The sequence below is a fragment of the Rhodococcus sp. NPDC003382 genome (assembly GCF_053589135.1).
The window spans coordinates 1-12,733 of record NZ_JBSFRH010000019.1 but is presented as its reverse complement, the minus strand read 5'-3'; the positions used below and the strand labels follow the sequence as shown (position 1 = coordinate 12,733).

General features: G+C 67.3%; 11 protein-coding genes and 1 pseudogene. 6 read left to right on the top strand and 6 right to left on the bottom strand.

The features are described 5' to 3' along the window. The first annotated feature begins 49 nt into the window (after positions 1-49). Both ACWDUD_RS14725 and ACWDUD_RS14720 read left to right on the top strand, forming a co-directional pair. A complete protein-coding gene (locus ACWDUD_RS14725; RefSeq protein WP_450109776.1) occupies positions 50-823 on the top strand; it encodes an SDR family NAD(P)-dependent oxidoreductase in 774 nt (257 codons plus the stop codon). Between the two features lie 95 nt (positions 824-918). Continuing rightward, positions 919-2,943 carry a CocE/NonD family hydrolase gene (locus ACWDUD_RS14720; RefSeq protein WP_450109775.1) on the top strand — a complete coding sequence of 675 codons (2,025 nt, stop codon included), beginning with the start codon at positions 919-921 and terminating at the stop codon, positions 2,941-2,943. A 59-nt stretch (positions 2,944-3,002) separates the two neighbouring features. On the opposite strand, the gene ACWDUD_RS14715 is transcribed toward ACWDUD_RS14720, so the two are convergent. Then, positions 3,003-4,187, bottom strand: coding sequence for a serine hydrolase domain-containing protein (locus tag ACWDUD_RS14715; protein ID WP_450109827.1), 1,185 nt, complete (start codon positions 4,185-4,187; stop codon positions 3,003-3,005). A 29-nt stretch (positions 4,188-4,216) separates the two neighbouring features. Beyond that, positions 4,217-5,836: a flavin-containing monooxygenase gene (locus ACWDUD_RS14710; RefSeq protein WP_450109774.1), complete on the bottom strand. Its 1,620-nt coding sequence runs from the start codon at positions 5,834-5,836 to the stop codon at positions 4,217-4,219. Positions 5,837-6,014: 178 nt separating this feature from the next. Between ACWDUD_RS14710 and ACWDUD_RS14705 the strand changes: the two genes are divergently transcribed. After that, entirely contained in the window at positions 6,015-7,835 is a 1,821-nt protein-coding gene (locus tag ACWDUD_RS14705; protein ID WP_450109773.1) for a sigma-54-dependent Fis family transcriptional regulator, read from the top strand. 20 nt (positions 7,836-7,855) lie between these two features. Here the strand turns inward: ACWDUD_RS14705 and ACWDUD_RS14700 are convergent, their stop codons facing one another. Further along, positions 7,856-8,440, bottom strand: a complete 585-nt coding sequence (locus ACWDUD_RS14700) for a TetR/AcrR family transcriptional regulator (protein ID WP_450109772.1) — start codon at positions 8,438-8,440, stop codon at positions 7,856-7,858. Between the two features lie 97 nt (positions 8,441-8,537). Here ACWDUD_RS14700 and ACWDUD_RS14695 point away from each other — a divergent pair, with 97 nt between their 5' ends. Further along, positions 8,538-9,944 (top strand): cytochrome P450, encoded by a 1,407-nt coding sequence (locus ACWDUD_RS14695; protein WP_450109771.1) that lies wholly within the window; start codon positions 8,538-8,540, stop codon positions 9,942-9,944. 24 nt (positions 9,945-9,968) lie between these two features. Here the strand turns inward: ACWDUD_RS14695 and ACWDUD_RS14690 are convergent, their stop codons facing one another. Next, on the bottom strand, positions 9,969-10,238 hold the full coding sequence (locus ACWDUD_RS14690) for a DUF2277 domain-containing protein (protein WP_420749138.1): 270 nt from the start codon (positions 10,236-10,238) through the stop codon (positions 9,969-9,971). A 118-nt stretch (positions 10,239-10,356) separates the two neighbouring features. On the opposite strand from ACWDUD_RS14690, the gene ACWDUD_RS14685 reads away from it, so the two are divergent. Next, positions 10,357-10,746 carry a hypothetical protein gene (locus tag ACWDUD_RS14685; RefSeq protein ID WP_450109770.1) on the top strand — a complete coding sequence of 130 codons (390 nt, stop codon included), beginning with the start codon at positions 10,357-10,359 and terminating at the stop codon, positions 10,744-10,746. A 59-nt stretch (positions 10,747-10,805) separates the two neighbouring features. Here ACWDUD_RS14685 and ACWDUD_RS14680 read toward each other — a convergent pair whose 3' ends face one another. Both ACWDUD_RS14680 and ACWDUD_RS14675 read right to left on the bottom strand, forming a co-directional pair. Beyond that, entirely contained in the window at positions 10,806-11,960 is a 1,155-nt protein-coding gene (locus ACWDUD_RS14680) for an acetyl-CoA C-acetyltransferase (protein WP_248674966.1), read from the bottom strand. A gap of 8 nt (positions 11,961-11,968) precedes the next feature. Continuing rightward, positions 11,969-12,583 carry a TetR/AcrR family transcriptional regulator gene (locus tag ACWDUD_RS14675; protein WP_248674965.1) on the bottom strand — a complete coding sequence of 205 codons (615 nt, stop codon included), beginning with the start codon at positions 12,581-12,583 and terminating at the stop codon, positions 11,969-11,971. Between the two features lie 56 nt (positions 12,584-12,639). On the opposite strand from ACWDUD_RS14675, the pseudogene ACWDUD_RS14670 reads away from it, so the two are divergent. After that, positions 12,640-12,733 (top strand): annotated as a pseudogene (locus ACWDUD_RS14670) (alpha/beta fold hydrolase); the annotation flags it as partial.

Below are 12,733 nucleotides of genomic sequence, written 5' to 3'. Positions count from 1 at the left end.
TAACGTTCTTGAGAACGAGAACACCATTTCCTGACGAGAGGGCAGCTCGATGACCGACGCGATACCCGCACCGTTCGACCGATTCCGTCTCGACGGCAAGGTCGCGCTGATAACCGGCGGCAGCCGCGGCATGGGCAAGGAGATCGCGCTCGCGTTCGCACAGGCCGGCGCCGACGTCGTCGTCGCGAGCCGCAAGATCGAGAACTGCGAGAAGGTGGTCGCCGAGATCGAGGAGACCACCGGCCGGCGCGCCCTCGCCTATGCCTGCCACATGGGCCACTGGGACGAGATCGAAGGACTCGTCGACGCCGCCTACGCGACCTTCGGACGCATCGACATCCTCGTCAACAACGCCGGTATGTCCCCCGTCTACCGGAACATCGCCGACGTCACCGAGGCGCTGTGGGACAGCGTGCTGGGACTGAATCTCAAAGGGCCGTTCCGGCTCACCCAGCTCGTCGGTCCCCGAATGAAGGAGCAGGGCAGCGGCTCGATCATCAACGTGAGCAGCAGCGGCTCGCTGCACCCTTCCGGCGCGTTCATCCACTACGCCTCCGCCAAGCGCGGTCTCAACGCCATGACCGAGGGTTTCGCCGACCTGCTCGCGCCCGAGGTGCGCGTCAACACCCTCATGCCCGGCCCCTACCGCACGGACATCTCCAATGCCTGGACCCCGGAACAGATCCGCCAGTCGGGTGAGGCCGTGCACCTGAAGCGGATCGGTGAACCCCACGAAATCGTGGGCGCTGCATTGTTTCTCGCGAGCGACGCGTCGAGTTTCACCACCGGGACCATCGTCCGGTCCGACGGCGGATTCCGCTGAACAACAGCGGACACCCGTGCGCAGATCGTTGACCCGCCCCACCGATCGGGATAGGTTGCTCCGGGGTTTTCACACCGTCGACATGGGGGTTCCGGGTGAAGAGACGATTCCTGCGCGGGGCGATCGCGTCGGTGGCCGTCGCCGCCACCACAGCCGCCGCCGCGATCACCGCGACACCGGTTGCCGGCGCCGATCCGTCCGGCGGGACCGACGCTGCCGCCTGGCAGGCCGCGGTCGACGCACCCGACGCGTACCCGAACACCGCCGTCGAATGGGACGTCCCCATCACGATGAGCGACGGCACCGTCCTGCGCGCCAACGTCTTCCGCCCCGCGGACGCGAACGGGACACCGATCGCGGAGCCCACCCCTGTCGTCCTCAACCTCACGCCCTACACCAAGCTGGTCTCGACCCTGGCGACCGTCGTGGGCGACGACCCCACCCTCGCACCGCTGGTCGAGGGACTCGGCGACACGCTGAACTTCGCGGCCCCGTACGACGGGGTCACCGAGCTCGCGAAGACGACCGGCGGCGGACTCGTGCAGGTCTTCGGACTCAACCGCGACCTCGTGCAGAACGGCTACACGCAGGTCATCGTCGACGTCCGCGGCACCGGATTCTCGCAGGGTGAATGGCAGGTCCTCGGCCCGCGCGAACAGCAGGACACCGTCGAGGTCATCGACTGGGTGTCGAAGCAGCCGTGGTCGAACGGCCGCGTCGGCACCAGCGGCGTGTCCTACTCGGCGATCAACCAGTTGCAGGGTGCGGGTCTGCAACCGGACGCGCTCGACGCGATTTTCGCGGTGGAACCCGGTAACGACCTGCTGCGCGACATCGTCGGCACCGGCGGCGCACTCGGTATCGGATTCATGCCGATGTGGCTCGCTCTCGTCAACGGGCTCAAGTGGATCCCGGACGTGCAGGCGCTGCTGCAGGGCAACTTCGACGCGCAGTGGCTGCGCGACCGGATGGCCGACCCCGCCACCAAACTTCCCGAACTCGTCGAGGCGGTCACAGCCCCCACCGTCGAAGGGGTCTCCCCCAACGCACTCGAGGTCGCACAGGAAGGACCGTTCTACCAGGACCGCACCGCGAATCTCGAGTCGATCGAAGTGCCCAGTTTCGTGTACGGGGGCTGGCACGACATCTTCGCCAACAGCGAGCCGGACATCTACAACCGCATCCCGGTCGCGCCGGGCGAGAAGCAGCTGATGATGGGCGACGGCTACCACGTCGTCGCCGGTACCGACTTCGGCAGGCCGGGCTTCCCGCCGAAGCTCGGCACCCTGCAGCGCGCCTGGTTCGACCACTGGCTCAAGGGAATCGACAACGGCATCGAGAACTACGGGCCGGTCACCCTGTTCCAGCAGGGCGGCGGATGGACCACCACCGATCAGTTCCCCCGTGCCGGTGCCGAATTCGAGAAGTTCTATCTGTCCGGCGCCCCGAGCGGCACCGCGGGCCACGCCGCCTTCGACGGAAGCCTCACGCCCGAGGCGCCCTCCGGCACCCAGGATCTGACGATCGCGCCGGGTCTGCGCGGGTTCTGCTCGCGCGAATCGGCCGTCGGCACCGCCGGAATCACGGTGCTGCTCGGTTCGAACTGCACCAAGGACGCCCGCTTCAACGAGGCGGAGGGTCTGACGTTCACCGGCGCCCCGGTCACCGAACCGACCGAGATCTCCGGCGCGATCAACGTGCACCTGAACACCGTCCTCGACGCCCCCGACGGCTTCTGGTCGGTGACCGTGAACGACGTGGCGCCCGACGGCCGTTCGACCGTCCTGACCTCCGGTTCGCTCGTCGCGTCGCTGCGCGCGATCGACGACTCCCGCAGCACCTTCACCCCCGCCGGCGACTACGCCCACGCCGTCCCGTACCTGACGCTCGACACGCGGGAGACCCTCGAGCCCGGTGTGCCCACCCCGCTGGACATCTCGACGGTGCTCACCGACGCGATCCTGCAACCGGGTCACCGGCTCCGGATCGACGTGTACGCGTCGAGCGTGCCGCGGTCGCTGCCACTGGGTCCGATGCTTCACGACAGCGGTCTGAAGCCGCAGCACATCCGGCTCGATCCGTCCGCGCCGAGCTTCGCCACCGTCCCGATCGTGCGGTAGTTCCCCGACCGGCACACGCAGGGACGCGCTCGGGCCGAGCCCGAGCGCGTCCCCCCGGCTCACCGTCGGCCGAGCGACGCGTACAGCGCCGATTCGAATTCGAGGTAGCCACCGAACGAGGTGGGATCACCGAACGGCAGGATCTGGGTCGCCCAGAATCCCCCGTATCCGGACTGTCGATCGATCCAGTAGAACAGGTTGGCGAGCCCCGCCCACCCCAGTGCACCGGCGGGTCGCCCGGTGGGAGCCTGCTCGTTGTTGATCATGAACGGCAGCGACCACGATTTCGAGATCCCGGGGAAGAACTCGGCGTCGTTCGACAGCGACGGGATGACGCCGGGCAGCGGTGTCACGGGAAGTTCCCCGAGATGATTCTGCACGGCCATCGCGACCGTCTCCGGTCGCAGGACCTGCCCGTGTTCACCCTTTCCGTCGTTCAGCCACATCCGGATGAACCGCATGTAGTCACCGACAGTGCCGTACAGGCCGTGACCACCCATGTGCACTTCCGGCGGGGACGGCAGTTCGAAGTCCATCACGGAAAGCGATCCGTCGGAATTGCGGGCGTGCATCCCGGCCAGATCGGCACGGCGCGTGTCGCCGAGTTCGAAGGTCATGCTCTCGATGCCGAGCGGCTCGAAGATCCCGGCAGAGAACACGTCGCCGAGCCGGTTCCCGGTGATCGCCTCGATCACCCGGCCGCACCAGTCGAGGTTGCTGCCGTACTCCCAACGATCCCCGGGGTCGAACAACAGCGGAGTGTCCAGTGCCTGCTTCGTGGCGGTGATGACGCTCGGCTGTCCCTTCTCCTCCGCCAGGCGCCGGTACTTCTCGTTGAAGAAGTCGTAGCCGAATCCGGCGGTGTGGGTGAGCAACATGCGAGTGGTGATGTCGCGACGGGGTTCTCGAAGCACCGGTTCGCCGGAGTCGTCGAACCCCTCGATGACCTGGACGCTTCCCAGCTCCGGAACGTACTTGCCCGCCGGCGCGTCGAGGTCGAGGCGGTTCTGCTCCACCAGCTGCAGTGCCGCGGTCGCGGTGAAGGCCTTCGTCGTCGAGAAGAGCGCGAAGACATCGTCCGTCGTCATCGCCGCGTCCTGGTCGATTCGGCGCTTTCCCGCCGCGCCCTCGTAGACGTTGCCTTCCCGGTCGGTCACCATCGCGACCACTCCCGGCACCGGCGCCTCGGCGGTGACAGTCTTGTTCAGGATCGCATCGACGGATGCGCGAAGTGCTTCGGTCATGATCTGTCGTCCCTTCACGGTGTCGGTGCTCATCGCAGTTCGAATCCCTTGTAGCCGGCAGCGGCGGCCTCGAGCGTCTTCTCCCGATAGGTGCCGACACCGCCGGTGTACGACAGCACCCGGCGCGGCTTGCCCTCGACATTCGAGCCGGTGTACCAGGAGTTCGTCTTCGAGATCAGGTTCGCGGCGGCGGTCTCGTCATGGTGGGCGACCCACGCGGCCTCCCCCTCCTCGGTCGCCTCGATCACGGTGTAGCCGTTCTTCCGCATGTACCGGATGCACTCGTCGATCCACTCGGTCTGCTGCTGCAGGCAGGTGGTCATGTTGCACAGCGCCGCGGACGGTGCGAGGGGAACAGCGGTGGTGAGCATGTTCGGGTAGCCGTGCACCATCAGCCCCATCGTCGTGCGGATGTCCCGCGACCAGTCGTCCTTCAGCGACCGTCCGCCGACACCGCGGATGTCGATGCGGGTCAAGGCGCCGGTGCCCGCGTCGAAACCGGTGGCCAGGATGATCACGTCAAGCTCGTACAGGGTGCCGTCGGCGAGCAGCACCCCTTCGGGCACGATGCGGGAGATCGGGTTCTCGCGCACGCCCACCGCCGTGACGTGGGGTCGGTGGTAGACCTCGAGGTAGCCGGTTTCGAGCGGCACCCGGTGGGTGCCGAACCCGTAGTCCTCGGGGATCAGGAGCCGGCACAGTTCCGGGTCGACCAGCCGCGCCCGCATCTTCTCCCGCACGAACTCGGAGATCTCGTCGCTGACGGCCTCGTCGAAGAACATCTCGGCGAACGACGCCAGCCACAGCTGCAGCGATCCGTTCTCGTAGATCTCCTCGAGCACCTCGCGTCGTTGCTCGGGCGTCAGCTCGTCCCACACGTATCGGAAGTCGTATTCGAAACCGGTGAAGGTGTGCGGCAGCGTGCTGCGGAGTTCCTCGAAGCGGGCCTTGTACGCCGCCACGTCGTCAGCGTTGTACGACGGGTTCTTCATCGGGAGCACATACTGCGGCGTGCGGACGAACACGGTCAGGTCCGCGACCTCGTCGACGATGGTCTGGATGACCTGGATACCCGTGGCACCGGTGCCGATGACGCCGACCCGCTTGCCCGCGATCTCGGCTCCCTCACGCGGCCAGCGCGAGGTGTGGAAGATCTGCCCCGCGAAGTCCTGCTGTCCCGGGAACAGGTCCTGCAGCGGCGCCGAGAGCATGCCGCAGCACGTGATGAGGAACTGCGTGTCCACGACCTCTCCGCTGTCGGTCCGCACGGTCCACCGGCCCGACTTCTCGTCGTATTCGGCGCTCGTGACGGTCGTGGAGAACGAGATGTCCCGGCGAAGGTCGAGCGCATCGGCCACGTAGTGCATCCACCGTTCGATCTCGGGCTGAGCGGGGAACCGCTGGCTCCAACTCCAGTTCTTGTAGAGCTCTTCCGAGAACAGGTACTGGTAGATGTAGGCCTCCGAATCGAAGCGCGCACCGGGGTAACGGTTCCAGTACCACGTCCCCCCCACGTCGGCGGCGGTCTCGAACACGCGGACGTTCAGTCCCTGTTCCCGCAACAGGTGCAGTTGGTAGAGGCCGGCCACCCCCGCGCCGATGATCAGGGCGTCCAGGGTGCGGTGGGCAGTTGGTGTACTGATAGCCATTGTTCGACCCTTTCCTGTGATGTGGATCACGACTACGAACAATGCTTCCGCTGTCCCAGCAGGCCGGACTGTCCCAAGATCGGACAGCCGGGAGGTCGCCAGACTCGGGAAACGAACCGATAATGATGTGACGCAGGTCTCATTTTCGGACAAATCGAATCGCAAGAAGGGTGCATCCATGGTCGACGAGCGCGAGCGACTGCGCATTGCCGCGGCGCGAGCGGACTTCCTCGAATACGGGAGCGCCGGAGCAGCCGGGGTTCCCGACGTCGTTGCCGCCTCGTGGCAGCGCAGCCAGTCCGCCGGCGTCGATTACGCAACGTTCCACGTGGAGTATCACGACGACATCGACTTCGATTCGCGACTGGTACGGTGCGCACGACCGGTCCTCGAGCGACTCTCCGCCGACATCGCGGATGTCCCCGTCGGTATCGCGCTCACCGACGCCCACGCCCGCATCGTCGATCGCCGCGACTGCTCCAATTTCGTCGGCAGGCTGCTCGATCGGGTCGATTTCCTGCCCGGGTTCAGCTACGCAGAACAGGGTGTGGGAACCAACGGCATCGGCACCGTCTTCGAATCCGGTTCTGCGATCAGCATTGTGGGCCCCGAACATTTCAACGACGCACTGGTGCAGTTCGCCTGCACCGGCGCGCCGATTCTGGATCCCATCTCCGGCAGGATCGAAGGCGTCCTCGACGTCAGCATGCTCGCCGAGAGCTGGTCCCCGCTCCTGCACGCCCTGGTCAAGTCCGCAGCCATGGACATAGGCCGCAATCTGCTCCTCGACCGGAACCAGGCGGAGCAGGCGTTGTTCGAAATGTACGTCAAGGCCGATTCGCGTCCGCGTCAAGCGGTCATGGCGATCGGCGAGACCGTGATCATGAACCGGCGCTCACAGAACATGTTCACCCCGGAGGAACAACTCGCGATCCACGAGCACGCGCGTTTCCTCATGACCCGACGCGACCGCAGCGCGGAATCGATTTCGCTGCCTTCGGGCCGGACCGTCCACATCCGCGCCACCAGGATCCTGTGCGGCGACGAGGTTGCGGGAATGGTTCTGCTTCTCGACGACAACACCCCGGACAAGGCCGGCACTCCGGCGGTCGACCGGACGCTTCCCGCGGTCGACGCACCGGACCCCCGAACCACCGCCATCGCATCCGGACTTCACAACCCGCCACCATCGATCACCGAAAGTCGCTGTCCGGCATGGAAACAGGCGTGCGACTCGATCATCGAGTCACTCGGACGACGGGAGAACCTGCTCGTCCTCGGCGAACCCGGGACAGGGAAGTTCACTCTCCTCGCGGAGCTGTTCCATCGGATGTACCCGTCCGGCCGGAGCATCGCGATCGACGCGGACAGCGTGACGCGGCAGGGTGAGCTCACTGCGGTCGACACGACCACCTCGACATTGCTGATCGTCCGGAATCTCGACCGGCTCACCACCTACGGCGTCGACGTTCTCAACGAGTTCTTCGATTCCCTGGATCTCGATACGAGAAACTTCATCGTCGCCGCGACACTGTCGGACACCGGCATCGAGTCCGACCTGCCCTGCAAAGACGTCCTGGCGAACTTCGACCAGTCGGTGACCGTCCCCGCGATCCGGTTCCGATCCGTCGACTTCCCTCGCCTCGTCGACAGGACGCTCCGCGAAATCGCCCCCGAGCGCCGGATCCGACTGAGTCCGGAGGCGATGCGTGTCCTGGGCGCCTACTCGTGGCCACGGAACATGACTCAGCTGCGCGAAGCGCTTCACAGCGCCGTGCTGAAACGTCCGGTCGGTGAGATCCAGGCCGATGATCTCCCCGGCTACTGCCGGTCGACGAGTACTCGCACCCTCAGTGTGCTCGAGGCTGCCGAACGGGACGCGATCGTCGCCGCGCTCCGCGAGTGCGACGGAAACCGCGTCCGCGCCGCAGAAATGCTCGGGATGGCGCGAAGCTCGTTGTACCGCAAGCTCAAGACCTACGGAGTCACGGAGATCTGAGGCGGCAGCCGGGTCACGACTCAACCGAGCCGATCGCCGAGCAGTCCGGCGAGCGCAGCGAGGCACAGTTCGCGCATTTGCACGGTGGTGACGCCAGGGCGGTCCAGCCAGTCGACACACACACTACGCACGAACGCGATCCACCCGCGCACCGCGAGTTCGACGAGTTCGCGGTCTCCGTCGGACGGCGCGAGCGCGTCGACGATGCGCCGCTGCTGCACGTCCAGTTCCGCGTCGACGATGCCGCGGATGCTCGCATCGGCGGAGGCGGCACCGCGGTTGACCGCCAGCACACCCTGCGCGTGCGACTCGATGTATTCCAGATAGGCGTCGAGTCCCGCGGCGATCCGGTCGTGCACCGACAGCGCCGGATCGGGTTCGGTGACGGCGAGCAACCGGTCGGACTCGCGTTGCACGACCGCCGCCATGAAGTCGCGCTTGGTCGGAAAGTAGTGGTACATCAGGCCTCGCGAGACACCGGCGAGCTCCGCGACCTCCTCGATGCGCACGTCCTCGTAGGCGTGCTGCGAGAACAACCGGGCACCGATGTCCAGCAGCTCGGTGCGCCGCTGGTCGGGGCTCAGTCGTCGCCGTGGTGATGCCACGTCGCCAATCTAGCGTCTTGACAGCGCCGGATCCGGGCGTAGCGTGACTACTGTACGTCGGTTCAATAAGAGTTCGAACTGTCCGGGGGACGAACAGATGGCCGTGGCCACATCACACGTGTTCGACACCGAGATCCCGCACCCGCCGTGGCGCCTGCCCGTACTCGGCGACGTGCTGGGAATGTCCGTGAGCACGCCGGTGCAGGATTCGATGGAGTTGCACCGCCGGCTCGGCCCGGTCTTCGAACGTCGGCCGTTCGACCTGCGGTTCGTGTTCGTGTGCTCCGGCGAACTCACCGCCGAACTGTCCGACGACCGCCGCTTCGCCAAACACCTGGCACCCGGAGTCGAAGCGCTGCGCAGCCTGGGCGGGGACGGACTGTTCACCGCATACAACGACGAACCAAACTGGCGCCGCGCGCACGACCTGCTCGCCCCCGCCTTCACGCAGTCGGCCATGCGCTCCTACCACGCGACGATGCTGGATGTGACCGCCGATCTGCTCGCGCACTGGGATCGGCGCGCGGCCGAGGACGGACGCGTGGACGTGGCCGCCGACATGACGAAACTGACCCTCGAGACGATCGGCCGCACCGGATTCAGCTATTCGTTCGCCCCGTTCGAGCGCGACCGTCCGCATCCGTTCGTCGAGGCGATGGTCGGTGGTCTGGCGTTCTCGCAGCGCAGCGCCCTACGGAGGTTGCCGGTCGTCGGGCGGCACCTGTTCCCTCGGCAGAAGCGGCAGTACCTCCTGGATCGCGCGTATCTGCATCGGGTCGTCGACGAGGTGATCCGCGAGAGGCAGGCGTCCGGCGAGACCGGGCACGACGATCTGCTCGAACTCATGCTGCGGGCGGCGCGGGAGAACGACCCGAACCGGATCGACGACGAGAACATCCGCAACCAGGTTCTCACCTTCCTGGTCGCCGGCCACGAAACCACTTCCGGTGCACTGTCGTTCGCGCTGTATTACCTGATGCGCAACCCCGAGGTGTTCGCCCGCGCGCGGGCCGAGGTCGACGCGGTGTGGGGCGAGGACGTTCCGGCCTTCGAACAGGTCGCGAAGCTGCGGTACGTGCGGCGGGTGCTCGACGAGGCACTGCGGCTGTGGCCGACCGCGCCCGGGTACGCCCGCGAGGCACGCGAGGACACGACGCTGGGCGGACGGTACCGGCTGCGCAAGGGCGACTGGGTTCTCGTGCTGCTCCCGGCGGTGCACCGCGATCCCGAGGTGTGGGGCCCCGATGCCGAGACGTTCGATCCGGATCGTTTTCTGCCGGAACGGGTTCGAGCCCGGCCGGGGCACGTGTACAAGCCGTTCGGCACGGGCGAGCGTGCCTGCATCGGGCGGCAGTTCGCCCTGCACGAGGCCACCCTGGTCCTGGGAAGCCTGTTGCGGCGCTTCGATTTCGACCTCGATCCGAGTTATCGGCTGCGGGTCGCCGAGCGGCTCACCCTGATGCCGCGGGACCTGTGTCCCACGGTGTCGGTGCGCGCCCGCTGAGCTCGCTACCCGGCCAGCGGCGAGTCAGCCGCGCGCCGCGATGCGCGCCTGCACCTCGGGGCGCCGCAACGGCGGGACGCTCGCCGGGGGTTGCCGTCGCTCCGGCAGGGCCGCGAGCAGTCGCGTGGTGGTCGCGGCGACCTCCGCGACCGCCTGTTCGAACGGTTCCCGGGTCGCGTCGGACAGCTTGTGGATGCCGCTGACCTTACGCACGTATTGGCGCGCGGCGGCTTCGATCTCCTCCGCCGTGGCAGCAGGTTCGAGTCCGCGGAGTTCGGTGATGTTCCGGCACATGGCTCCGAGGGTAGTACCGCCGCCCGACACCACCGCGCAAAATACGGGCGTATGCCCCACATCCCCCGTAGGGTCGACCCGACCACTTTCGGAAGGGAGCCGAATGAGAGTCCGACGCGTGAGCGCCGCCGTGGCCGTGCTGTCCGCCGCGGCGATCGCCCTGACCACTCCGGGAGTCGCGGGTGCCGCGGCGACGGCGGATGTCGTCCCGGGACGCACCCGGATCAAGGTGACCGTGCACGGGGTGCCGGTGCATCCGGAAAGCTGCCGGGTCGACCCCGATGCGGACGGGAACACCCAGAGCCTGCCGCTGGAACCGTCCGGCACGATGGTCGCGCACAACGTCGCGCCCGGTCCCCGCCGCGTTCTGGTGTGGTGCCCCGACGGCGGCGTCATCTACCAGAACATCGTCCACGTGCTGCCCGCCGATCCGCTGGCCGATGCCGCCGACATCGTGTTCCGCACCGCCGGCAGCAGCGACCGCGTCACCGACCCGACACTGCGGTAACACCGGGCAGGTGTCCGTCCCGGCCCCCCCTGTCGGCCGGGACGGACACCTGCTCCGCGTCAGGCCTCGAGGCGCTCGATGATGGTGACGTTGGCGGTGCCGCCGCCCTCGCAGATGGTGAGCAGGCCGTAGCGGCCGCCGATGCGCTCGAGCTCGTTGAGCAGCGTCGCCATCAGCTTGGTGCCGGTCGCGCCGAGCGGGTGGCCGAGGGCGATGGCGCCGCCGTTGACGTTGACCTTGGCCGGGTCGGCGCCGATCTCCTTGATCCACGCGAGCACGACGGGCGCGAACGCCTCGTTGATCTCGACCAGGTCGATGTCGTCGATCGTCAGACCGGCCTTCTCGAGGGCGTACTGCGTCGCCGGGATCGGGGCGGTGAGCATGAAGATCGGGTCGTCGCCGCGGGCGCTGAGGTGATGGATGCGGGCGCGGGGCTTCAGGTTGTGCTTCTTCACCGCCTCGTCGGACGCGAGCAGTAGTGCGGATGCGCCGTCGGAGATCTGGCTCGCGACCGCCGCGGTGAGGCGGCCACCCTCGACGAGCGGCTGCAGGCCCGCCATCTTCTCGAGGCTGGTCTCACGCGGGCCCTCGTCGACGGTCGCGTCGCCGAGCGGCACGACCTCGTTGTCGAAGCGGCCGGCGGCGATCGCGGCCTTCGCGCGTTCGTGGCTCTGCAGCGCCCACTTCTCGAGTTCCTCGCGGCTGAGGTCCCACTTCTCGGCGATCATCTCGGCGCCCTTGAACTGGGACACCTCGTCGCTGCCGTAGCGCTCGGTCCAGCCCTTCGACCCGCCGAAGGGGGTGTCGAACCCGTACTGCTGACCGGCGGTCATCGCCGACGAGATCGGGATCTGCGACATGTTCTGCACGCCACCGGCGATGATCAGGTCCGCGGTGTTGCTCAGGATGGCCTGGGCACCGAAGTGGATCGCCTGCTGGCTCGAGCCGCACTGGCGGTCGACGGTGACGCCGGGGACGTGCTGCGGGTAGCCCGCGGCGAGCCACGCAGTGCGGGCGATGTTGCCGGCCTGCCCGCCGATGGCGTCGACGCAGCCGAACACGACGTCGTCGACGTCGGCGGGGTCGATGCCGGTGCGTTCGACGACCGCCTTGATCACGTGGGCGCCCAGGTCGGCGGGGTGCACTCCGGCGAGGCTGCCGTTCTTCTTGCCGATCGGGGTGCGCACCGCGTCGACGATGTATGCCTCGGTCATGTTTGCTCCTATGAGGATTCGGGTCTCGACAGGCCGTCGAGGACGATGCTGAGGTACTGCTGGGCCACGCGGTCGGCGGTGAGGGTCCCGCCGGGCCTGTACCAGCGCACCGCGACCCACACGGTGTCGCGCAGGAACCGGAAGACCAGTTCGACGTCGAGTTCGGGGCGGAAGCTGCCGTCCTCGATGCCGCGTTCGATGACACCGACCCAGAGGTCGCGGAATTCGGTGTTCAGTTCGGCGATGTACGCGAAGCGTTCGTTGCCGACGAGGTGCTTGGCCTCGTCCTGATAGATCGCGACCGCCGAGTGGGATCGGTCGATCGACTCGTAGGACGCCGTGATGAGTCCTTCGAGGGTCGCGCGGGAGTCGAGTCCGGCGGCGACGATCTTGCGGTAGCGGCCGAACAGGTCGTCGAGGAACCCGCGGAGGATCTCGTCGACCATCGATTCCTTCGAATCGAAGTGGTGGTAGAGGCTGCCGGACAGGATGCCCGCCGCATCGGCGATGTCACGGACTGTGGTCGCGCGCACGCCTCGGGAGGCGAACAGGTCGGCTGCGATGGCGAGCAGTTCGGCACGGCGTCCGGACTTACCGGCGGCATCGTCACGGGGTGGAGTCATGGATGCATCCTTTCAAGGCCGCGGTGTGCCTTTGTGGCGGCCAGGGGCGCCACATCCTGATCGAACTGCTCGGCGGACCCGCCTATGTCATCGGAACGTCGATGGGCGCCCGCGTCGCGCAGGAGCTCGCGCTGGCCCGGCCGGACCTGG